This is a genomic window from Burkholderia sp. BCC1640 (assembly GCF_902833125.1).
GTDB lineage: Bacteria > Pseudomonadota > Gammaproteobacteria > Burkholderiales > Burkholderiaceae > Burkholderia > Burkholderia diffusa.
The window spans coordinates 76,556-97,362 of record NZ_CADFEF010000016.1 but is presented as its reverse complement, the minus strand read 5'-3'; the positions used below and the strand labels follow the sequence as shown (position 1 = coordinate 97,362).

Sequence of the window (20,807 nt, the reverse complement as noted above, 5' to 3'; positions counted from 1 at the left end):
CCTGCATGGCGGGCGGCGTCGTGCCGCCGTATGCGCTACCGCATCACGGTGCCCGCGCTGTCGAGCACGAAGTCGACGCAGAACACGACGAGACGGTTTTGCGCGCGAATCGCGACGGCTGCCGTGTAGCAATCGCGGCCTTCGGTCAGCGAGAAGTGCGGGCCCATGAGCGCGACGCGCCCCGGCGCCGCGATCGCGCGCTGGAAGTACGGGCGTCGCGACCAGTTGCTGTGCGTCTCCGGGAACAGCGGCGAGAGTCGCGTGCCGCTCGTCTGGCCGTCCTCGGGACGCGCGCCGATCGACGGCAGGAACTGTTCGCCGATCTCGTCCGTGACGAACACCCGGCGTGCGGCCGGCACCACGAATACGCGCTGCGCGGCGTCCTGCAGGCTGCCGCTCGCGGAAAACGCGGCCGCGCCGGCGAGCACGAGCCGCTCGATCGCGTCGAAGCCCGGCTGCTCGGCGATCGCCGGCGTATGCCGGTGGGCGATGTAGCGTTGCCACGCGGCGTCGAGCATCGCGGGCGCCGCGGCGCTCGCGTGCGCGATCGATGCATCGGGCTGGCCGAACTGGAAACCCTGGACGAAATCGATATCGGCCTCCATCAGCGTCTGCAGCGCGTCGTCGCTTTCGACGCCCTCGGCGAGCACCATCGCGCCGGCCTGGTGGAGCATCGATACCAGATGATGCATGATGCGGCGATCGTCGGCCGACGCGTTCGCGCGTTCGACGAGCGATCGATCGAGCTTGACGATATCGGGTCGTGCGCGCCACACGCGGTCGAAATTGGAGAACCCGGTGCCGAAATCGTCGATTGCGATCAGGAAGTCCCGGTGCTGGATCATGTCGATCGTGCGGGCGAGCGCGGCTTCATCGCGCGCCGGCTGCTCGACGACTTCCAGCACGATGCGGTTCGGCGGCAGCGCGAAATGACGGCACAGCGCCTCGACGAATTCGCGCTGCACGAGGCCGGAATCGAGCACGCGCGGCGTCACGTTCAGGAACAGCCAGCCGTCGCCGATGCCTTGCGCGACGAAATTGGCCGTATGCAGGCAGCGGGCGAGCCGGTCGAGCAGCAACGCGTCGGCAGCGGCACGCGTCCTGTCGAATAGCGCGACCGGCGAAACCAGCGCGCCGTTCTCGTCCATGACGCGCAGCAGCGCTTCGTAGCCGACCACGCGCTTGTGCGTGATCGACAGCACCGGTTGAAACACGCTGCGCAGCGTCGTCTCGCGATACGTTGCGATCCAGCCGCTGGGCGTCGGCGTGAGGCGTTCGAGCAGGGAGTCGAGCGAGAGGTCGCGGGAGGGCTTCATGTCAACGGTGCCCTGGGGCGATCGGGGGGCGGTATCGTGCGCGCCACGCAGAAGCCGTCGCACGCGCAGGTGGACGCGAAAGAACGTGGTGCATCGTAACCGCCTTCTGCGGATGAGTGATCCGAGTGTAACGGGAATGGTGCGGCGCGCGTATCAGGGTAACTCCAGACGCAAACGCTACACCGACGGCTGGAAGGGGCCGTCCGCCCGGCGCGTGATACGCAAGGGCCACCGGCCGTGTATGCGGCGACGGCTCCAAATATGCCGCGTGCATCGCGTGCGAAGAATGCGGCAAAGCGGCAAAGCCGGGCGGTTGCATCGCCATCAGGCGAAATTCGCTATGCGCCGTCGCGCACCGGTCGACCCGCGGCGCTCGCGGATTGGCGGCCGGCGCGTCGCGGGCAACCCGCACCGGCGGGTGCCGGCCCCGCCTGCCGCTCAGGCCGCTTCGCCGCCGCGCGGGCGCAGCCCGGGAATCCGCTTGATCACGCCGGTGGCGAGCGCGGTGCCGACGAGCACGATCGCGCAACCTTCGATCATTACGAGCGATACGTGTTCGCTGAGGAACAGCGCGCCCCACAGCAGGCCGAACACCGGGATCACGAACGTCACGGTAATCGCGCGGGCCGGGCCGATGTGCGCGATCAGGTGGAAGAAGATGAAATACGCGATGCCCGTGCAGGCGATGCCGAGCGCGAGCACGGCGCCCCATGCATGCGCGCTGACGGCCGCGGCGGGCCAGGTCGCGATCGCGAACGGCGCCAGCAGCACGGTCGAGCCGATCATGCTGCCGGTCGCGTTGACGAGCGGATCGACGCCGCTGAGCGTGCGCTTCGTGTAGTTGGCCGCGATGCCGTACAGCAGCGTCGCGCCGAGCGCGGCGGCGGCGGCGAGCGCGGTCGCGTTGGCGCCGGTGCTGCCGTGCGCGTTCGCGATCTGATCCCACACGAGCGTGAGGACGCCGGCAAAGCCGATCACGAGGCCGAGCGCGCGCGGCAGCGACAGCTTGTCTTTCAGCCACAGATAGGCGACGAGCGCGCCCCACAGCGGCGTCGTTGCGTTGATCACCGACGTCACGCCGGCCGACAGCGTCAGTTCGGCGAACGCGAACAGGCAGAACGGGATGCCTGAGTTGAGCGCGCCAACGACGAACAACGGCCACGCGCGACGGCGCAGCTGCGCGCCGAGCTCGGCGGGCCTGAAGCGCGTCAGCGCGAAGCCTGCGAGAAACAGCGCGCCGATGCCCACGCGCAGCGCCATCAGCGGCGCGACGCCGAAGTCGGCGACGCCGATCCGGATGAACAGGAACGACGCGCCCCACAGGGCAGCGAGGACGGTCAGCAGAAGGGCGTTCTTGGGCGACATTGAGCGTGGCGGCGACGGGACGGGATGCGAGGAATCTTACACCGCGTTCCCGTGCCGTCGTTTCACGATCGGATGAAATGGCAAGAACCGGGGAAATCCGCTGGCCTCCGCCGCGAACCGGCCCGTGCGGTCGTTCAGTGATGGTGCCAGCCGCCGCGTCCGCCGAAGCCGAAATTGAGCGACACCGCGGGGCCCCAGTAACCGCCCCAGGCCGGGGCATAGGCGGGCGCCGGATAGTAGTACGCCGGGCCCGGATCGACATAGACGGGCGCGGGCTGCACGGGCGCCGCCGTGTAATAGCCGGACGGATAGTAGCCGTAAGGGTAGTAACAGCCGGCGAGCGTCGTGCACGCGAGCGCCGCGGCGACGAGGGTCCTGTTCATGATGTCTCTCCGGCGGAGCCGGCAATCGGCAGATGCTTAAGCTTAGGCCGCGCGGCGATGACAAGGTGCGCTAAACGGTAACGGATCATTTCCGGGCCGCTGCGGCGTGTTGCGGCGCCGCATACGAAAAACGGCGCTTCCGCCGTGCGGAAACGCCGTCAGGCCGGCGCTTGCCGCGCGTCGCGCGGCAGCCGGGTAAGCCGGTCGGCTTATTTGCCGACCTGGTTGCCGATGATGCCGCCTGCTGCCGCGCCGCCCAGCGTCGACAGCGCGTTGCCGCCGATCGCCGCGCCGGCGACGCCGCCGACACCCGCACCGATCGCGGTATCGCGCTGGCGCCGCGTCATCGAATCGCAGGCCGAAAGGCTGGCCACCGTCGCGACGAGCAGCGCGCATACCCCAAAACGCCGAATCGAATGGTTCATGATCGCTGTCCTTGTGGTAGTGAACGGAGGTCGCGCGGCCGCCTGACGGCCGCGCATGAATCCAATCTACGCGTCGCTCCGTGGCGCTGCTGTAAGGACTTGTTAAGGCTCGAGCGGTTTCGTAATCAATTGTTTCGCTTGCGCCGGCAGGCACACGGCATGCGCGCGAATGCAAAAAAAGCCCGCTCGAAAGCGGGCTTCCTGCCGTGCTTCACGAGGCGAAGCGGTCCGCGCGGACCGCCGCGTTCGCTTGCCGACTTACTGACGGTGATAAATCTCGGCGCCGGTCTTCACGAACTCGACCGCCTTGACCTCCATCCCCTTCTTCAGCGCCTCGGTTTCCGACACGCCTTGCTGTGCCGCGAACTCGCGCACGTCCTGCGTGATCTTCATCGAGCAGAAGTGCGGGCCGCACATCGAGCAGAAGTGCGCGACCTTCGCCGAATCCTTCGGTAGCGTCTCGTCGTGGAATTCGCGCGCCTTGTCCGGATCGAGACCGATGTTGAACTGGTCTTCCCAGCGGAACTCGAAACGCGCCTTCGACAGCGCGTTGTCGCGCACCTGCGCGCCGGGGTGACCCTTGGCCAGGTCGGCCGCGTGCGCGGCGAGCTTGTACGTGATGATCCCTTCCTTCACGTCGTCCTTGTTCGGCAGCCCGAGGTGCTCCTTCGGCGTCACGTAGCACAGCATCGCGGTGCCGAACCAGCCGATCATCGCGGCGCCGATGCCCGACGTGATGTGGTCGTAGCCCGGTGCGATGTCGGTGGTCAGCGGCCCGAGCGTGTAGAACGGCGCTTCCTTGCACCAGTCGAGCTGGAGATCCATGTTCTCCTTGATCAGCTGCATCGGCACGTGGCCGGGGCCTTCGATCATCACCTGCACGTCGTGCTTCCACGCGATTTGCGTGAGCTCGCCGAGCGTCTTCAGTTCGCCGAGCTGCGCTTCGTCGTTCGCGTCGTAGATCGAGCCGGGACGCAGGCCGTCGCCGAGCGAGAAGCTCACGTCGTACGCCTTCATGATCTCGCAGATCTCTTCGAAGTGTTCGTACAGGAAGCTTTCCTTGTGATGCGCGAGGCACCACTTCGCCATGATCGAGCCGCCGCGCGACACAATGCCCGTCATCCGGTTCGCCGTGAGCGGCACGTACTGCAGGCGGACGCCCGCGTGGATCGTGAAGTAGTCGACGCCTTGCTCGGCCTGTTCGATCAGCGTGTCGCGGAAGATTTCCCAGGTCAGGTCCTCGGCCTTGCCGTTGACCTTTTCGAGCGCCTGGTAGATCGGCACCGTGCCGATCGGCACCGGGCTGTTGCGGATGATCCACTCGCGCGTTTCATGGATGTGCTTGCCGGTCGACAGGTCCATCACCGTGTCGCCGCCCCAGCGGATCGCCCACGTCATCTTGTCGACTTCCTCGCCGATCGACGACGTGACAGCCGAGTTGCCGATGTTCGCGTTGATCTTCACGAGGAAGTTGCGGCCGATGATCATCGGCTCGGATTCCGGGTGGTTGATGTTCGCGGGGATGATCGCGCGGCCGCGCGCGACTTCCTCGCGCACGAACTCGGGGGTGATCTCGGCGAGTGCGTTCGCGCCGAAGGCCGCGGCGCCGAACGCCTGGCCCGGGTGCTGGCGGCCCATCATCGCGGCGAGCTTCGCGCCGTTCGGGCCGCTCGACTTGAGGCTCTCGATGTACTCGGCGCGGCGCTGGTTCTCGCGGATCGCGATGTATTCCATTTCCGGCGTGATGATGCCCTGGCGCGCGTAGTGCATCTGCGTGACGTTCTTGCCGGCTTGCGCGCGGCGCGGGTTGCGGTGCAGGCCCGGGAAACGCAGGTCGGCGGTGGCCGGGTCGGCCGCGCGCTCGAGGCCGTACCGGCTCGACAGGCCGTCGAGCACCTCGGTGTCGCCGCGCGCTTCGATCCAGCGCTGGCGCAGTGCCGGCAGGCCGGCGCGGATGTCGATCTTCGCGTCTGGATCGGTGTAGGGGCCCGACGTGTCGTACACGTAGATCGGCGGGTTCTTTTCGCCGCCGAAGCCGGTCGGGGTGTCGGCCTGCGTGATTTCACGCATCGGCACGCGGATGTCGGGCTGCGAGCCGGTTACATAAACCTTTCGCGAATTGGGCATCGGGGCGACGGCGGCGGCGTCGACGTGGGCGTCCGCGGACAGAAACTTCGGATTGGCGTTCATGCAATCTCCTGTGTGAGCGCCGGACAGGCGCCACGGCGCTTGCCCGGAGCCCTTGACGAATGTGGGGCTCGAGCTAAGCAGGAGACGAGGCTTGGTGAGGCGGCGGATTTCGTCAGAAGGATGGCGGCGAAATCCGTACGCTTCCCTGCGCTGGCATTATCCAGATCAGGTTCAAAGGGTATTTCTCACCCGCAATGCCGGTTGTTTGACCGAACGCATTGCAGGACCCCCGCGTTAGCAGCGCACACGATACACTGGCTTCGCGGCGGTTTCAACCGGTGGCAGACCGGTGGCCGCGGTGCAGTTGCAGCAATGCGGGCGGCGCGCCCGCCGCGCAAGCCGCGATGCATGACACCGCCGCACGGCCCTGCGGCCCGGCTGACGATGACGGCGCGGTGCAGCATTGGAGCGGTTTCGGCAGTCCCTGAAAAAAATTCTCGAAACGACTGTCATATCCCGCGACGTCCTCCGTCTATTCGGCTCCTCAAACCCATGTTTCGGAGAGATGTCATGAAAAAAGTACTGATCGCAGCCTGTGTCGCCGGTTTCGCCATGGCCGCAACGGGTGCGTATGCGCAGAACGACGCGATGTCGAAGGAAGGCGCGTCGATGTCGAAGGATGCGATGGGCCACGACGCGATGGCGAAGGACGGCGCGATGAAGAAAGACGCCATGAAGAAGCACGCGATGTCGCACGACGCGATGGGCAAGTCGACGTCGGGCGACAAGATGGCGCCGTCGAACTGACCGACGCGGGCGGGGCGCGGCCCGCGCGTGCGGTACACGAGGCCGCCCGCGCATCGCGCACCGCCGCTACGTTCCGGGAGTCTTCACCATGCAAACCGTTCCCGCTGCCGGGCGCACGGCTGCCACGCCGCCCGCGCGCAACATTCATCCGCTGTGGGTGCGTGTGAGCCACTGGCTCAACGCGCTCGCGGCGATCCTGATGGCATTGTCCGGCTGGCGCATCTACGATGCGTCGCCGATCTATCCGCCGTTCACGTTCGCGCACGGCATCACGCTCGGCGGCTGGCTGGGCGGCGCGCTTCAATGGCATTTCGCGGCGATGTGGCTGCTGGTCGGCAACGGGCTGTTCTACCTCGCGATGTCGATCGCGACGGGCCGCCTCGCGCGCAAGATGCTGCCGGTCACGCCGGCGTCGATATGGCGCGACGTGCGCGCGGCGCTGGGCGGCCGGTTGTCGCACGACGACCTGAGCGTCTACAACGCGGTGCAGCGTGCCGCGTACCTGACCGCAATCGTCGATCTGATCGTGCTGGTGCTGTCGGGGCTCACGATCTGGAAGTCCGTGCAGTTTCCGCTGCTGCGCGAGCTGTTCGGCGGTTACGACAACGCGCGCGTCGTGCACTTCTGGGCGATGTCGCTGCTCGTCGCGTTTTTCGTCGTACACGTCGCGATGGCGCTGCTGGTGCCGCGCTCGCTGCTCGCGATGCTGCGCGGCCGCTGACCCGCACGCCGCGGGCGAAGGAACTCATCATGTCGGAATCCGGAAACAACCGCGGTCGGCCGAGCTGGACGCTCGACCGCAAGTCGCTCGAGCTCGACGTGCGCCGCGAACTCGAGATGCCGTCGCGGCGCCTCTTCAACCGGCGCGTGCTGACGCTCGGCGGCCTGACGATGCTGACCGGCTGCACGCTGCAGGACGACGCGTCGGTCAACGCGTTTCTCGAGAAAGTGTCGCGCATGAACGATCGCGTGCAGGCCTGGCTGTTCAGCGGCGAGCGGCTCGCGCCGACCTATACCGAGGCCGACATCACGCGGCCGTTCCCGTTCAACGCGTATTACGGCATCGACGACGTGCCGCACGTCGACGCATCGACGTACCGCCTCGTGCTGTCGGGCCGGGTGACGGGCAAGCGCGTGTGGACGCTCGACGAGCTGTATGCGCTGCCGCACGCGGAGCAGATCACGCGGCACATCTGCGTGGAAGGGTGGAGCGCGATCGGCCGCTGGGGCGGCACGCCGTTCGGCGCGTTTCTGGCACGCGTCGGCGCCGATACGCACGCGAAATACGTCGGCTTCAAATGCGCGGACGATTACTACGAAAGCATCGACATGCCGACCGCGCTGCATCCGCAAACGCTGCTCGCATTCGATTACGACGGCCGCCGCCTGCCGCCCGAATTCGGCTTTCCGATGAAGCTGCGGATGCCGACCAAGCTCGGCTACAAGAATCCGAAGCACATCATGGAAATCTTCGTGACCGATACCTACCCGGGCGGCTACTGGGTCGATCAGGGCTACAACTGGTTCGGCGGATCGTGAGCGGCGGGGCGCGGCCGCGCCCGCCGTGCTTCACGGGTGCGTCACGCGGATTAGCGCACTTGCAGATCGACGCGCAGGCCGACCGCCGCTGCCATGTTCACGAGCGCGTCGAGCCCGAACAGGTTGATCTTGCCGCGCAGCAGATCGGACACGCGCGGCTGCGTGACGCCGAGCTGTTTCGCGGCCTGGGCCTGGCTGAGTTCGAGCTGCGCGATGCGCTGCTTGAGCGCGATCATCAGCTCGGAGCGCAGCTTCATGTTCTCGGCCTCGGCCGGCTGGCCCTCGATGGCGTCCCAGACATTCGTATAGCGTTCGTTGCTCATCGTTTCCTCTCGATCGTCAATGCGCGATAGCGCCGGGCGGCCAGTTCGACGTCGGCCTTGCAGGTGCGTGCCGATTGCTTGCGGAAGCAGTGCAGCACGTAGATCGCGTCCGCGAAGGTCGCGACATAGATGATCCGGAATGCCCCGCTCGCATCGCGCAGGCGGATTTCCCGCACGCCGACACCGATGGTGCGCATCGGCTTCCAGTCGTCGGGCGTCAGGCCGCGCTGCACCTGGTCGATCTGGTGGCCGGCTTCGCGGCGCGCCGCCAGCGGAAAGCCGCGAAGCGCATCCAGCGCGCTGCCGACGAAGACGACCGGCTTCGGCGGAAGGATGGTGGAATTATACAAAATCTTGTATGGATGTGTGCGGGTTGAACGGACAAAATGTCGGCGACCGGATCGGCAGGCCGACCGTCACGATAAGCGCGAAGCAACCCCCGCGATGCATGACTGGCCGTCAGGCCGATGGATCGATCGCGATGGGCGGGGAAGGGTGTCGGACGATGTCCGCGACGTCCGTGCAGCGCGTTTCCGGCCCCGGATTCGGTTCGTCCGGATGCCGAAAAATGTCGCGCCGAAACGTCAGTCGATATCCTTTCAGACAGGTCCGATGATGCTTTCGAATCCGTGATGCCATAATGCCGAGCGTGCGCAACCGAAGCGGTCTGCGCACGTTTTCCTGACCCTCTGCCGCCGCTTGCCGGTTCTTATTCGTCGCCGTTCGCACTGCCATGTCGTTCCGCACGTTCGTCTCCGCCTTCCTGGTCCCGTCAGGGCCGTTTGCCGGCATCGCCGGCGTCTTTCAGCGGAGCACGCGACACGTCGTGCGGGCGGGCTGATCGATGACACCGCTCGACCGCCTCCTCGATTTCCTCGCCCGCCTGCCGATCCGGATCCGCCTGCCGCAAAGCCGCGGCGGCCGTGTCGCACTGGCCCTGGTATTCATCTATTTCGTCTGGGGTTCGACCTACAGCGGCCTGCATTTCGCGCTGCAGTCGTTCCCGCCGTTGCTGCTGTCGGGGCTGCGCAACCTGCTCGGCGGGATCGGCCTGTTCATCTTCGCGCTGAGGCGCAAGCCCGAATGGCCGACGCTGCTGGAAATCCGCAACTCGGCGATCGTCGGCACGATGCTGGTCGCGCTGTCGTCCGGCACGATCGCGCTCGGGATGCGCACAGTCAGCAGCGGCTCGGCCGCGGTGATGGTCGCGACGGTGCCGCTGTTCGCGACCGTGATCGCGGCGGTCGCCGGGCGTCCGGTGACGAAGGGCGAGTGGGCGGCCGTCGCGCTCGGGATGGTCGGCATCGTCGTGCTGAATTCGGGCGGCGCGGGCGCCGCGAACTCGGCGCTCGGCACGATCTGCGTGCTCGCCGGCGCACTCTTCTGGGCGGGCGGCGCGCATCTCGCGACGCGGCTCAAGCTGCCGTCGGACCTGTTCCTGTCGACGTCGCTGCAGATCGGCCTGGGCGGGTTGATGTCCACGATCGCCGCATGGCTGATGGGCGAGCGCATCGAGCAGGTCGCGGTCGGCCCGGTGTTCGCGTTCGTGTACCTGATGGTGTTCTGCACGATGGCCGCGTACGTCGCGTACGGCTACCTGATCCGCCATACGAGCCCGATCATCGCGAGCAGCTGCATGTACGTGAACCCGATCGTCGCGGTCGCGCTCGGCGCGCTGATGCTCGGCGAGCCCGTGACGACGGCGACCGTGATCGCGACGGTCGCGATCCTCGGCAGCGTCGGGCTGTCGTTCGTGTTCGATCCCGCACGCCGGCCCGCGGCGCGCGCGGCGGCCGACGCTTCATCGGCCCCGGTGACCGTGGCCGCCGAACCGGCGGCGGGGGCGGCGTCCGTGCCGGATCAGGCCGCGATGCCGGACCCGGCGCCGATCCTCGCGCCTTCCGCGGTACCGCTTGCGGTGCCTGCACCGGGCGCCGTCGTGGACCCGGCCGCGGTCATGGATCCCGCGCCGGCATTCACGCTTCCGCCGGCCGACGAACCGGCCGCGTCCCGCGCCGACGCGTGACGCCGGCGCGCGCGGCGGCGTTCAGCCGCGCCGAGCGCCGCGATGGTGGGACCAGCCGGCGAGCGCGGCAAACAGCAGGCCGGTCGCGCACATGCCGGTCCAGCCGAACGCGTGCCACGCGGCGACGCCGGCCGACGAGCCGAGCGCGCCGCCGATGAAGTAGCACACCATGTACACGGTGTTGACGCGACTGCGCGCCTCGGGCTTCAGCGCATAGATGCGCGACTGGTTCGAGATCTGCGCGGCCTGCACGCCGACATCCAGCACGATCACGCCAATTACGAGCCCGACGAGGCTCGTCCCCGACAGCGCGAAAATCACGAACGACGCCGCGAGCAGCGCGATCGCGAGCGAGATGATTGCGCGCGGGCCGCGCTTGTCCGCGAAACGGCCCGCGTATGGCGCGGCCAGCGCACCCGCTGCGCCGACGATCCCGAAGAGACCCGCGGCCTGCGGGCCGAGGTGGAACGGCGCGCCGGCGAGCAGCAGCGTGAGCACCGGCCAGAACGCGCTGAACGCGGCGAACAGCGCGGCGCCGGTCAGCGATGCCTCGCGCAGCCCGCGCAGTTCGACCGCGAGGTGCCACATCGAGCCGAGCAGCTTGCCGTACGACAGCGTCGACGTCGGCGAGCTGCGCGGCAGCCGCAGCACGATCACCGCGGCCAGCGCGACGAGCGCCGCGACCGATGCACCGAACACCGCCCGCCAACCAAAATATTCGGCGACGAAGCCGGCCGCCGTGCGCGCCAGCAGGATGCCGAGCAGCAAGCCGCTCATCACGGTGCCGACCGCATGCCCGCGCTCGGCCGGCGGCGCGATTTCGGCCGCGAACGGCACGGCCTGTTGCGCGATCGTCGCGAGCACGCCGATCGCGAGGCTCGCGCCGGCGAGTACCGCCAGCGATGGCGCGGTCGCGGCCACGATCAGCGCGATCGACAGGCCCGCGATCTGCATCAGGATCAGCCCGCGGCGATCGAAACGGTCGCCGAGCGGCGCGAGCAGGAACATGCCGGCCGCATAGCCGAGCTGCGTCGCGGTCGGCACCGCGCCGATCCACGACGCGCCGTCGGGAAAGGCCGAGCGGAAGCTGTCGAGCAGCGGCTGGTTGTAATAGATGTTCGCGACCGACACGCCCGCGATCGTCGCGAGCAGCAACAGCAGGCTGCGCGAGTAGTGGGGCGAGGCGGCGTCGGTCGGGCGGTCGGTGGAGGCGGCGGACATGGCGGCAACGGAACGGAGTTGGGCGGCGTGGGCGCGCGGCACGGCGTCGGCTGCGCAGGCGGCCGGGCGCCGATCGAGGCTGCCGATCATACCGGAGCACGGTGAATCCTGCCGGCCGTGCCGCCAGGCGGCCGGGCGGCGCGACAGGGGCGCGATCGACCACCACGGGCCGCGACCGCTCGCAGCCGCCCGTCATCGCGCGCGACGCGCGCCTTCAGTCGACCAGTTCGCCGCTCGGCTCATAGAACGGGTAAGGCCCGTCGCCTTCGTCCACGTACACGTGATGGGACATCATTCCCGCTTCCGGCGTATAAGCGTGCACCGCGAATGCGGGCGGCTCGAGCCGGAACGCGGACGGCGCGTCCGCGCGCAGGTCGAACGCGACCTGGTGCGCGGGCGCCGGCACGGCCGACGCAAGCGTGCCGCCGAAGCGCGTGAACATCGTCCGGTGCACGTGGCCGCACAGCACGCGTTCCACGTTCGGATGGCCGCGCAGCAGCGCATCGAGTTTCGCGGCGGCGGCGGGCGCGAGGCGCAGCGCGTCCATGTGCCCGATCCCGCATGCGAACGGCGGATGGTGAAGCGCGACGATCACCGGCCGGTCGCGTGCGGCGTCGAGCTGCGCGGCGAGCCACGCGAGCCGCGCATCGCACAGGTCGCCGGGGCTCGCGCCGGGCACCTGCGAATCGAGCGCGAGCACGCGCACGGCGCCGACGTCGAGCGCGTACTGCACGAATTCGCCGTCCTGCAATTCGGGGCGATCTGCGAACGCGCGGCGCAACCCCGCGCGATCGTCGTGATTGCCGACCATCAGGTAATACGGAATCTCGAGCGGCGCGAGCAGGTCGCGCAGATGGCGGTATTCGTCGTCGTGACCGAAGTCGGTCAGGTCGCCCGTGACGAGCACCGCGTCGGGACGCGGCACCAGCGCGTTCAGCTTCGCGATGCAGCGCGCGAGCGCGGCGGCGGTGTCGACGCGCCGGTACGCGAGCTGGCCCGGACGCTTGATATGAAGATCGCTGATTTGAGCAAGCAGCATCGTCGTTCCTCGGAATGTCTGGTTATCGTGGGGCGGTGTTACGCGGCGAGTGCGATCAGGCCTTCCGCCGCGATCGTGAGGCCGACCGCCGTGCCGCGCGCGAGCTCGATGCGGCCCGGCACGTCGATCACGAGTGCATCGGGCGCCGCCTGCTCGATCGTGAGCCGCGTGCGCTCGCCGAGGAACGCGCACGCGCCGATCGCGCCGCGCAGCGGCGCATGCGCGGGATCGGCGAGCTGCGCATCCTCCGGGCGGAAGAACCACTCGTCGGCGGCGTGCGGCGTGACGATCGAGCCACCGGTCGTCACGAGCGCGCCGTCGCGCCATTGTCCCGCAAGCCGGTTCAGCGTGCCGATGAACTGCGCGACCGTGCGGTTCGCCGGCCGGTAATAGATGTCGCGCGGCGTGCCGATCTGCTCGATGCGGCCCGCGCCCATCACGACGATCCGGTCGCCGAGCTCCATCGCCTCCGCCTGGTCGTGCGTCACGTACACGGTCGTCACGCCGAGTTCGCGCAGCAGCGCGTTCATCTCGCGGCGCAGCACGTCGCGCAGTTTCGCGTCGAGCGCGGTCAGCGGCTCGTCGAGCAGCAGCACGCGCGGGCGCACCGCGAGCGCGCGCGCCAGCGCGACACGCTGGCGCTGGCCGCCCGACAGCTGATCGACCGGTTTGTCCGCATGCGCGTCGAGCCGCATCATCGCGAGCAATTCGTCGACGCGTTCGCGCAGCGCGCGCGGCTCCGTCTTGCGGATCTTCAGCCCGTAGCCGACGTTGCCGCGCACCGTCAGGTTCGGGAACAGCGCGTAGTTCTGGAACACCATGCCGACCTGGCGACGCTCGATCGGCAGCGCGGTCACGTCGTCGCCGCCGAACCGGATCGTGCCGCCGGCGTCCGGCGTGTCGAGGCCGGCGATCAGGCGCAGCGTCGTCGTCTTGCCGCAGCCCGACGGGCCGAGCAGCACGAGCGTCTCGCCCGCGCCGATCGACAGGTCGAGCGGTTCGAGCACGCGCGTGCCGCGGAACGTCTTCGCGCAGCGGGTCAGGGTGATGGGAGTGGAATCGAGTTTCATGGGAGCGGGAAAGTCAACGCAGGGTCAGCGCGGGCGACGCTTCGGCGCGCGCGTGCCGGACGGATCGACGCCGAGCCACTGCATCGCAACGAGAAGCGGCAGCGTCATCAGCAGGAACACGATCGTGTACGCGCTGCCGACTTCGAGGCGCAGCGATGCATAGGTGTCGGCGAGACCGACGGGCAGGGTCTTCGTATCGGGCGTATGCAGCATCCACGTCAGGTTGAATTCGCCGATCGACAGCGTGAGCACCGCGAGCGCGCCCGCGACGATGCCGGGGCGCAGGTTCGGCAGCACGATCGTGACGAAGCGCGTGACGAACGACGCGCCGAGACTCGCCGCGCCTTCCTCGATCGTGCGCAGGTCGGCGCCGGCGGCGACGGCCGCGACCGCGCGCACCATGAACGGCAGCGTGAACACGACGTGGCCGACGACGATGAACCACAGGCTCATCCGGAACGCGGTGAAGCCGCCGTACACGACCAGCAGCGCGAGCGCCGACGCGAGGCCCGGCAGCGCGACCGGCAGCACGAGCGCCTCCTCGATCACGCGGGCGACGCGGTTCTTGCTGCGCGCGAGCGCATAGCCGGCCGGCACGCCGACGACGAGCACGATCGCGAGCGTCGCGAACGCGACGCCGAGCGACAGCGCGACCGAGCCCTGGTATTGCTGCCACACCTGTTCGAGCCAGCGCAGCGTGAGGCCGCTCGACAGCCCGCGGAAATAGTTGACGGTGAGGCCCGCGAGCACCGACATCACGACGGGCACGATCAGGAACGCGCACAGCAGCAGCGTGACGCCCCATTGCAGCGCGGCGATCGCGCGCGCGCCCGACACGCGCGGCGCGCGGCGTGCGGCGCCGTTCGCATGCGACGGGGCGGGCGCCGGCGACGGCGCGGATGAACCGGAAAGCGATTGCATGAAGAAATCCTCAGGCCGCGGCGGCGGCGGTGTGGCCGGTAAAACGGCGCGCGAGCGCGAGTACGGCCCAGGTGACGATGCCTAGCACGATCGACAGGCCTGCCGCCGTCGCGATGTTCGCGTTCAGCGTGAACTCGGTGTAGATCGTCATCGGCAGCACGTTCAGGTCGGTGGCGAGCGTGAAGGCGGTGCCGAACGCGCCCATCGCGGTCGCGAAGCAGATCGCGCCGGCCGCGATCAGGCCCGGCGCGAGCGCCGGCAGCACGATGTCGACAAAGATGCGCCACGGCGACGCGCCGAGCGAGCGCGCAGCTTCCTCGAGCGATGCGTCGAGCTTCGACGCGGCCGCGATCACCGTGACGATCACGCGCGGAATCGAGAAGTACAGGTAGCCGACGAACAGCCCGGCGACCGAATACGCGAACACCCACTTGTCGCCGGTCAGCTTCGCGGACAGCATCCCGATCAGCCCTTGCCGGCCGGCGAGCATGATCACCATGAAGCCGACCACGACGCCCGGGAATGCAAGCGGAAAGGTGAGCAGCGCGAGCAGCACGCGCTTGCCGGCGAATTCGCGGCGCGCGAGCAGCAGGCCGGAGATCGTCGACAGCGCGAGCGTCGCGAGCGTGACGCCGGCCGACAACGCGACCGTTTCGCCGAGGCTCTTCATGTAGCGCGTGTTGCCGAGCAGCGCCCCGTACTGCGTGAGGAAGGCGCCGTCGGCGGACACCCGCACGAGTGCCGCCATCGGCAGCAGCCAGAACGCGGCGAACACCGCGAGCGCCGGCGCGACGAGCGCGACGCGCCAGCGCAGCGGGAAAGTCAGGTCGAGCATGGCTTGAGTCCGGTGCTTACTGCATCACCTGCAGGTATTGTTGGCCGAACGCTTGCTGACCGGCCGCCATCTTGCCGAAGTCGACCGATTTCGCCCGGGCGTATTCGCTCGCCGGCAGGAACTTCGCGGCGACGTCGGCGCCGAGCGTCTGCGCGCGCACCGGACGCAGATATGCGTTGGCCCACAGCTTCTGGCCTTCGTCGGACAGCACGAAGTCGAGCACCTTCCTGCCGTTCGCATCGTGCGGCGCGCCCTTGACGAGGCTCATCACGTACGGCACCGCGATCGTGCCTTCCTTCGGAATCACGAACTCGACGTTCGCGTGATCCTTGTACTTCGCGCGATACGCGTCGAAGTCGTAGTCGAGCAGGATCGGAATCTCGCCGGACAGCACGCGCGCATACGCGGTCTGCTTCGGCACGATCGGCGCGTTGGCCTTCAGCTTGCGGAACCAGTCCAGCGCCGGCTTGAAATTGTCGAGGCTGCCGCCGAGCGCCTGATTGACGGCGACCGCGCCCGCATAGCCGACGAACGCGCTCGACGGATCGAGGTAGCCGACCATGCCCTTGTATTCGGGCTTCAGCAAGTCGGCCCACGAGCGCGGGACCGGCTTGCCGTCGAGCGCGTCCTTGTTCACGAAGAAGCCGAGCGTGCCCGAGTGGATCGCGAACCAATAGCCCTGCGGGTCCTTCAGGTTCGCGGGGATGTCGTTCCAGTGCGCGGGCTTGTACGGCGCGATCACGTCCTTGTCCTTCGCCTGGAATGCCGACGACACGCCGAGATAGACGACGTCGGCGACCGGGCTCTTCTGCTCGGCGATCAGCTGCGCGATCGCCTGGCCCGAGTTCTTGTTGTCGAACGGCACGCGGATGCCGGTCTTCTGCTTGATCGCCGCGATCTGCGCGGCCCAGTCGGCCCATTCGGGCGGGCAGTTGTAGCAGATCGCGGTTTCGTCTGCGTGGGCAGCGGGTGCGAACGCGACGAGCGCGGCGCAGGCGATGGGTGCCGCGAGCACGCGCAGCAGCGAGGTCAGGCGAAAGGACACGGTGGGTCTCCGGGCGGGGTAAGGGTATGTCGCCGCGCCGCGCACGCTGGCGCGGCGCGCGCGTTCAGGCTTGGTGAAACTGAAGGTGGGCGGCCGGCGGCGCGACCGTCGCGCCGTCGCGCACCGTGTGCGGCAGGATCAGCGACGTACGCTCGATCGTCGCGCCGCCGATGCATTCGACGAGGCGTTGCCATGCATGGCGGCCGATGTCCTGGTTCGGCGTCGCGACGCTCGCGAGCGGCGGCGCGAGCAGCTCGCCGATCGCGATGCCGTCGAAGCCGAGCACCGACAGGTCGTCGGGAATCGAGAAGCCCGCGCGGCGCAGGCCGCGCATGACGACCATCGCGAGCAGGTCGTTGCTGCAGAAGAGGGCGGTCGGGCGCGTGGCCTGCGCGGTGAGGTGCGCGAGCACCGCGTCGGGCAACTCGGCCGCGTTGAAGTCGACTTCGACCGGCGGCAGCGTCGCGACGCCGGCTTCCTCGAGTGCCTGCGCGTAGCCGAGATGGCGCTGGCGTGCGCGATCCGACGCGGCGAGCGAGCCGGCCAGCATCAGCACGCGGCGATGGCCGCGCGCGGTCAGCAGACGGACGCCGTCATAGGCGGCGCGGCGGTTGTCGACCGACACCGACGGGCGGCGTTGCGTATCGTTGTGCATCAGCACGTAATGCGGGCCGTCGCGGTCGAGCATGTCGAGCAGCGGATGCGTGTCCGCATCGGCGACAGTCAGGATCAGCCCTTCGACGCGCTGTTCGCGCAGCGTCTCGATCGCATGGCGCTCGCGTGCCGCGTCGTATTCGGTCGTCATCAGGATCAGCTTGAATCCGGCCGCGGTCGCGAGTTCGTCGATGCCTTGCAGGCAGTCGGCGAATACCGGGTTCGACAGCGTCGGCACGACGACGCCGACGAGCCGCGTGCGCTCGCCGCGCAACTGCCGGCCGAGCGGGCTCGGGCGGAACTGCAGCGTGTCGATGGCGGTGCGGATCGTCGCCAGCGTGGCGGGGCTGACGGTGTGCGGCGCGTTGATCGCGCGCGAAACGGTGGCGATCGAGAAGCCGGCGAGCGCGGCGACGTCCTTGATGGTCGGGGTCATGAAGTTACGCGATGTAAACGTTTTCGGCGGGAAAATTATCGAAAACGTTTGTGACTTCGCGATGACGTCCGAGCCGTTTGTTTCGCAAAAAACACGATACAAACCTCAGACGTTTGACGCCCGGCGAGCGGGGCGGATTCGATTGTATCGGCGGATGGTGCGGCGCGGGACGAAATCGATGAAGGTGTCGCGTCGATGTCGACGACGGCGGATGAATCAGGGCGCGGACGGTGCGCGCCGACATGCTGCATCGCGATGCAATGCGTGTGAATCGGCTAACGCATGTGCAAGCAATGGTAGAATCGCGTCCGCCCTTTTGCCGGGGTGATGAAATTGGTAAACATAGCGGACTTAAACGATTGAGTGCCCGGCCGGAAACGGTCGGTGCAGAACCCTTCAAATTCGGCGAAACCCCTGACGCGCGATGCGCATCGAGGCAACGCCGAGCCAAGCCTCGCGGTACAGCTCGCGCGAGGAAGGTGTAGAGACTAGACGGGGGGCGCCTAAGGCGCACGGGTGGCGATCACATCCGCGCGAGACGGCGAAGGCATAGTCCAGCGCACGAACGGTTTCGTTTCGACGACGCCGGCTTTGAAAGAAGCAGTGTGACGAAAATCCGCCGCCTTGATTGGCTTGCCGGTTCAAGTCCGGTCCCCGGCACCATATTCGCTTCGATGCGATTTCACGAAGCCCGGAAGACCCGCGAGAAACACGTTTCTCGCGGGTTTTTTTGTTTCCAGGTCCTGCTCGGATGTCATTCGCGTTCGCGGGCATGCGAGTGCATGCCGGCGTAGCGATACGGGCTGTCACGAATCGTACGTCGTCGCCCTCGATGAAGTGGTCTTGGCCACCGTGTTATCCGGTTTCCGTACCGAAAAACAGTCTCCGTTCCGGAGAGCACCTTTCCGCTGCCGGTCACTAACAGTGGAAAAACGGCTCATTACACTGCGCCCGTCGCATCGCGGGATACATCGACGCGGCACGCATTCGCAGCGCGCAAGCATTGCGACCAGCAAACGAGAGACCTGGGGGGTAAATCATCATGAACAAGCGTTGGGGGATCATCGTGCCCGCCGCGTTGCTTGCCGGCGCCGCGCATGCACAAAGCAGCGTGACGCTCTACGGCAAGATCGAGGACGGTATCAACTACACGAGCAACGCACGCGGTCACGGAACCGTGCAACTGCAAAGCGGCTACGATTACGGCAGCCGCTGGGGCATCAGGGGTACAGAGGACCTCGGCGGAGGCTACCAGGCCATTTTCACGCTCGAGAGCGGCTTCGACGTCAACAACGGGAAAATGAGCCAGGGCGGCCGGGAATTCGGCCGTCAGGCTTTCGTCGGCATCAAGTCGGAGCGTTACGGCACCGTGACGTTCGGCCGCCAGTACGATCCGAGCGTCGACATTTTCTCGCCGCTCACCGCGAACGGAAACTGGACGGGCTATCTGTTTGCGCATCCGTACGACAACGACAACACCGATTACTCGTTCCGGGTGAACAACGCGGTGAAATACGTATCGCCCGTGTGGCACGGGATTACCGCGGAAGCCATGTACGGATTCAGCAATCAGGCGGGCGGCTTTGCGAACAATCGTCTGTACGGCGCCGCGCTGCAATACCAGCAGGGCGGGCTGACGGTCGGCGCGTCGTATTTGAAGATCAACAACGCACGCAATGCCGATACGACCGGTGCGATCACCGGCGACAACACGTTCGACGCGTCGTCGCAGCAGAACATCGGCATCGGCGTGAACTACGCGTTTGCGAATGCGCTCGTCGGGTTCGCCTACTCGCACGTGGATGTATACGATCCGACGTCGAATGCGTATTTCACCGGGACGACGCAGCCGGCCGGCGGCGCATGGACCGCGTGGAAATTCGATAACTTCGAGGTGAACGGGCTCTATCACTTCACGCCCGCGTTGTACCTTGGCGCGGCTTACACCTATACGCAGGCTCGTGTCGCGTCGACGGTCGGCGCGTTCAATCCGAAGTGGCATCAGTTGAGCACGAAGCTGAATTACGACATGTCGAAGCGCACGTCGGTGTTCGTAGAAGGGGTCTATCAGCACGCGATGAACGCGCACACCGGGACCGACTTCGACTACGCGTACGTTCCTGGCGCGGCCGACATCTCGTCGGGCCCGAACCAGTACGTCGTGCGTGTCGCGCTGCTGCATCATTTCTGACATGGCTGCCGGTCGCGGGCGCCGTTCGCCAGCCATCGCATCGGCGTGTGCAACGCTGCCCGCGGTGCAGCTTCGCTGCGACGAACGTGACGCCATGTGATACTTGGAACACGCGTTGCGCCGCACGCATGTGCGTCACCGGCGCACGCACCTCCGCCGAGCGCTTTCAACACAACTTGCCTGTCGCAAAACGTTCCGCCATGACCGATTCGAACTACCACTATTACGAACCCGCACAAGGCCACGGCCTCCCGCACGATCCGCTGAACGCGATCATCGGCCCGCGTCCGATCGGCTGGATTTCATCCCGTGGCGCCGACGGCACGGTCAACCTCGCGCCGTACAGCTTCTTCAACGCGTTCAACTATCGTCCGCCGATCATCGGCTTTTCGAGCACCGCCGCGAAGGACAGCCTGCGCAACGTGCAGGAAACCGGCGAGTTCGTCTGGAACCTCGCGACGCGCGACCTTGCCGAGCGGATGAACCAGACTTGTGCCGCGGTGCCGTACGGCGTCAACGAATTCGAACTCGGCGGCCTGACCGCGATTCCGTCGCGCCTCGTCGACGTGCCGCGCGTCGCGCAAAGCGGCGTGAACTTCGAATGCAAGGTGACCGACGTGATCCGGCTGCGCGATCATCGCGGCGTCGAGACGCCGGCGACGCTGGTGCTCGGCGAGGTCATCGCCGTGCATATTCGTCATGACCTGCTGAAGGACGGCATCTTCGACACGTTCGGCGCCGGCATCATTCTGCGCGCCGGCGGCCCGTCGGCCTACGTGCACGTAACGTCCGACAGCCGCTTCGATATCGCGCGTCCCGACGCGTGATTCATCACCCGCCGGGCCACCCGGCCGGCCAGGCGCGCGCGGAAGCGCCCCGACGCACCGAGACCTCGCCGGGATCCACGATTTCGCGGGGTCTTTTGCTCCGTATCGTCCGACATGACCGGCGTGTACCGATCGGCCCGGCTCGATACGCACGCTCCACCGGCCGTTGACGCAGCGCAGCACGGGCGACCTGCGTTCGCGCCGCCGCCACCATCGATCGTCCGTCGACATCCGCCATGGCAAATCTGCTCACC

At 67.5% G+C, this 20,807-nt stretch carries 20 protein-coding genes and 1 riboswitch; of the genes, 6 read left to right on the top strand and 14 right to left on the bottom strand.

Going from position 1 to position 20,807, the window contains the following annotated elements:
- Positions 1-35: 35 nt before the first annotated feature.
- The 5 genes from HWX25_RS18770 to thiC form a co-directional block, all read right to left on the bottom strand.
- Complete coding sequence (locus tag HWX25_RS18770; RefSeq protein WP_175909629.1) at positions 36-1,316, bottom strand: EAL domain-containing protein; 1,281 nt, start codon at positions 1,314-1,316, stop codon at positions 36-38.
- A 438-nt stretch (positions 1,317-1,754) separates the two neighbouring features.
- Positions 1,755-2,681, bottom strand: a complete 927-nt coding sequence (locus HWX25_RS18765; protein ID WP_059815859.1) for a DMT family transporter — start codon at positions 2,679-2,681, stop codon at positions 1,755-1,757.
- A gap of 134 nt (positions 2,682-2,815) precedes the next feature.
- Positions 2,816-3,064, bottom strand: coding sequence for a hypothetical protein (locus HWX25_RS18760; RefSeq protein WP_059523584.1), 249 nt, complete (start codon positions 3,062-3,064; stop codon positions 2,816-2,818).
- Positions 3,065-3,273: 209 nt separating this feature from the next.
- On the bottom strand, positions 3,274-3,489 hold the full coding sequence (locus HWX25_RS18755) for a glycine zipper 2TM domain-containing protein (RefSeq protein WP_059449419.1): 216 nt from the start codon (positions 3,487-3,489) through the stop codon (positions 3,274-3,276).
- 258 nt (positions 3,490-3,747) lie between these two features.
- Positions 3,748-5,679, bottom strand: coding sequence for a phosphomethylpyrimidine synthase ThiC (gene thiC / locus HWX25_RS18750; protein ID WP_175909627.1), 1,932 nt, complete (start codon positions 5,677-5,679; stop codon positions 3,748-3,750).
- A gap of 124 nt (positions 5,680-5,803) precedes the next feature.
- Positions 5,804-5,920, bottom strand: a riboswitch (TPP riboswitch).
- Positions 5,921-6,189: 269 nt separating this feature from the next.
- On the opposite strand from thiC, the gene HWX25_RS18745 reads away from it, so the two are divergent.
- The 3 genes from HWX25_RS18745 (at position 6,190) to HWX25_RS18735 (ending at position 7,965) form a co-directional block, all read left to right on the top strand.
- Positions 6,190-6,426 carry a pentapeptide MXKDX repeat protein gene (locus HWX25_RS18745; RefSeq protein WP_175909625.1) on the top strand — a complete coding sequence of 79 codons (237 nt, stop codon included), beginning with the start codon at positions 6,190-6,192 and terminating at the stop codon, positions 6,424-6,426.
- 88 nt (positions 6,427-6,514) lie between these two features.
- On the top strand, positions 6,515-7,147 hold the full coding sequence (locus tag HWX25_RS18740) for a cytochrome b/b6 domain-containing protein (protein WP_059523575.1): 633 nt from the start codon (positions 6,515-6,517) through the stop codon (positions 7,145-7,147).
- 29 nt (positions 7,148-7,176) lie between these two features.
- Positions 7,177-7,965, top strand: a complete 789-nt coding sequence (locus HWX25_RS18735; protein ID WP_059523572.1) for a molybdopterin-dependent oxidoreductase — start codon at positions 7,177-7,179, stop codon at positions 7,963-7,965.
- 50 nt (positions 7,966-8,015) lie between these two features.
- On the opposite strand, the gene HWX25_RS18730 is transcribed toward HWX25_RS18735, so the two are convergent.
- Positions 8,016-8,288, bottom strand: coding sequence for an XRE family transcriptional regulator (locus HWX25_RS18730; protein WP_059523570.1), 273 nt, complete (start codon positions 8,286-8,288; stop codon positions 8,016-8,018).
- Positions 8,285-8,638: a type II toxin-antitoxin system RelE/ParE family toxin gene (locus tag HWX25_RS18725; RefSeq protein ID WP_059691135.1), complete on the bottom strand. Its 354-nt coding sequence runs from the start codon at positions 8,636-8,638 to the stop codon at positions 8,285-8,287. Before HWX25_RS18725 ends, HWX25_RS18730 begins: the two co-directional genes overlap by 4 nt.
- Before the next feature lie 494 nt (positions 8,639-9,132).
- Between HWX25_RS18725 and HWX25_RS18720 the strand changes: the two genes are divergently transcribed.
- Positions 9,133-10,314 carry an EamA family transporter gene (locus HWX25_RS18720; protein WP_175909623.1) on the top strand — a complete coding sequence of 394 codons (1,182 nt, stop codon included), beginning with the start codon at positions 9,133-9,135 and terminating at the stop codon, positions 10,312-10,314.
- Positions 10,315-10,335: 21 nt separating this feature from the next.
- Here HWX25_RS18720 and HWX25_RS18715 read toward each other — a convergent pair whose 3' ends face one another.
- From HWX25_RS18715 to HWX25_RS18685, 7 genes are all read right to left on the bottom strand, one after another.
- Positions 10,336-11,535 (bottom strand): MFS transporter, encoded by a 1,200-nt coding sequence (locus tag HWX25_RS18715; RefSeq protein ID WP_175909621.1) that lies wholly within the window; start codon positions 11,533-11,535, stop codon positions 10,336-10,338.
- Positions 11,536-11,749: 214 nt separating this feature from the next.
- Entirely contained in the window at positions 11,750-12,574 is an 825-nt protein-coding gene (locus tag HWX25_RS18710; protein WP_175909619.1) for a phosphodiesterase, read from the bottom strand.
- Positions 12,575-12,612: 38 nt separating this feature from the next.
- Positions 12,613-13,644, bottom strand: coding sequence for an ABC transporter ATP-binding protein (locus HWX25_RS18705; RefSeq protein ID WP_059691138.1), 1,032 nt, complete (start codon positions 13,642-13,644; stop codon positions 12,613-12,615).
- A gap of 24 nt (positions 13,645-13,668) precedes the next feature.
- A complete protein-coding gene (locus tag HWX25_RS18700) occupies positions 13,669-14,565 on the bottom strand; it encodes an ABC transporter permease subunit (RefSeq protein WP_059691139.1) in 897 nt (298 codons plus the stop codon).
- Positions 14,566-14,575: 10 nt separating this feature from the next.
- Positions 14,576-15,400, bottom strand: a complete 825-nt coding sequence (locus tag HWX25_RS18695) for an ABC transporter permease (protein WP_059815829.1) — start codon at positions 15,398-15,400, stop codon at positions 14,576-14,578.
- Between the two features lie 16 nt (positions 15,401-15,416).
- A complete protein-coding gene (locus HWX25_RS18690; RefSeq protein ID WP_059523556.1) occupies positions 15,417-16,445 on the bottom strand; it encodes an ABC transporter substrate-binding protein in 1,029 nt (342 codons plus the stop codon).
- Positions 16,446-16,509: 64 nt separating this feature from the next.
- Positions 16,510-17,535 carry a substrate-binding domain-containing protein gene (locus HWX25_RS18685; RefSeq protein WP_175909617.1) on the bottom strand — a complete coding sequence of 342 codons (1,026 nt, stop codon included), beginning with the start codon at positions 17,533-17,535 and terminating at the stop codon, positions 16,510-16,512.
- Positions 17,536-18,577: 1,042 nt separating this feature from the next.
- On the opposite strand from HWX25_RS18685, the gene HWX25_RS18680 reads away from it, so the two are divergent.
- Positions 18,578-19,726 carry a porin gene (locus tag HWX25_RS18680; RefSeq protein WP_175909615.1) on the top strand — a complete coding sequence of 383 codons (1,149 nt, stop codon included), beginning with the start codon at positions 18,578-18,580 and terminating at the stop codon, positions 19,724-19,726.
- A 200-nt stretch (positions 19,727-19,926) separates the two neighbouring features.
- Positions 19,927-20,553: a flavin reductase family protein gene (locus HWX25_RS18675; protein WP_175909613.1), complete on the top strand. Its 627-nt coding sequence runs from the start codon at positions 19,927-19,929 to the stop codon at positions 20,551-20,553.
- Positions 20,554-20,807: the final 254 nt, after the last annotated feature.

What these genes read in the sequence shown, in the direction of transcription:
- HWX25_RS18680 (WP_175909615.1), top strand. Translation starts at nt 18,578, where the DNA reads ATGAACAAGCGTTGGGGGATCATCGTGCCCGCCGCGTTGCTTGCCGGC.
- HWX25_RS18745 (WP_175909625.1), top strand. Translation starts at nt 6,190, where the DNA reads ATGAAAAAAGTACTGATCGCAGCCTGTGTCGCCGGTTTCGCCATGGCC.
- HWX25_RS18735 (WP_059523572.1), top strand. Translation starts at nt 7,177, where the DNA reads ATGTCGGAATCCGGAAACAACCGCGGTCGGCCGAGCTGGACGCTCGAC.
- HWX25_RS18770 (WP_175909629.1), bottom strand. Translation starts at nt 1,316, where the DNA reads ATGAAGCCCTCCCGCGACCTCTCGCTCGACTCCCTGCTCGAACGCCTC.
- HWX25_RS18730 (WP_059523570.1), bottom strand. Translation starts at nt 8,288, where the DNA reads ATGAGCAACGAACGCTATACGAATGTCTGGGACGCCATCGAGGGCCAG.
- HWX25_RS18765 (WP_059815859.1), bottom strand. Translation starts at nt 2,681, where the DNA reads ATGTCGCCCAAGAACGCCCTTCTGCTGACCGTCCTCGCTGCCCTGTGG.
- HWX25_RS18710 (WP_175909619.1), bottom strand. Translation starts at nt 12,574, where the DNA reads ATGCTGCTTGCTCAAATCAGCGATCTTCATATCAAGCGTCCGGGCCAG.
- HWX25_RS18685 (WP_175909617.1), bottom strand. Translation starts at nt 17,535, where the DNA reads ATGACCCCGACCATCAAGGACGTCGCCGCGCTCGCCGGCTTCTCGATC.
- HWX25_RS18760 (WP_059523584.1), bottom strand. Translation starts at nt 3,064, where the DNA reads ATGAACAGGACCCTCGTCGCCGCGGCGCTCGCGTGCACGACGCTCGCC.
- HWX25_RS18740 (WP_059523575.1), top strand. Translation starts at nt 6,515, where the DNA reads ATGCAAACCGTTCCCGCTGCCGGGCGCACGGCTGCCACGCCGCCCGCG.
- HWX25_RS18715 (WP_175909621.1), bottom strand. Translation starts at nt 11,535, where the DNA reads ATGTCCGCCGCCTCCACCGACCGCCCGACCGACGCCGCCTCGCCCCAC.
- HWX25_RS18755 (WP_059449419.1), bottom strand. Translation starts at nt 3,489, where the DNA reads ATGAACCATTCGATTCGGCGTTTTGGGGTATGCGCGCTGCTCGTCGCG.
- HWX25_RS18695 (WP_059815829.1), bottom strand. Translation starts at nt 15,400, where the DNA reads ATGCTCGACCTGACTTTCCCGCTGCGCTGGCGCGTCGCGCTCGTCGCG.
- HWX25_RS18720 (WP_175909623.1), top strand. Translation starts at nt 9,133, where the DNA reads ATGACACCGCTCGACCGCCTCCTCGATTTCCTCGCCCGCCTGCCGATC.
- HWX25_RS18700 (WP_059691139.1), bottom strand. Translation starts at nt 14,565, where the DNA reads ATGCAATCGCTTTCCGGTTCATCCGCGCCGTCGCCGGCGCCCGCCCCG.
- thiC (WP_175909627.1), bottom strand. Translation starts at nt 5,679, where the DNA reads ATGAACGCCAATCCGAAGTTTCTGTCCGCGGACGCCCACGTCGACGCC.
- HWX25_RS18705 (WP_059691138.1), bottom strand. Translation starts at nt 13,644, where the DNA reads ATGAAACTCGATTCCACTCCCATCACCCTGACCCGCTGCGCGAAGACG.
- HWX25_RS18675 (WP_175909613.1), top strand. Translation starts at nt 19,927, where the DNA reads ATGACCGATTCGAACTACCACTATTACGAACCCGCACAAGGCCACGGC.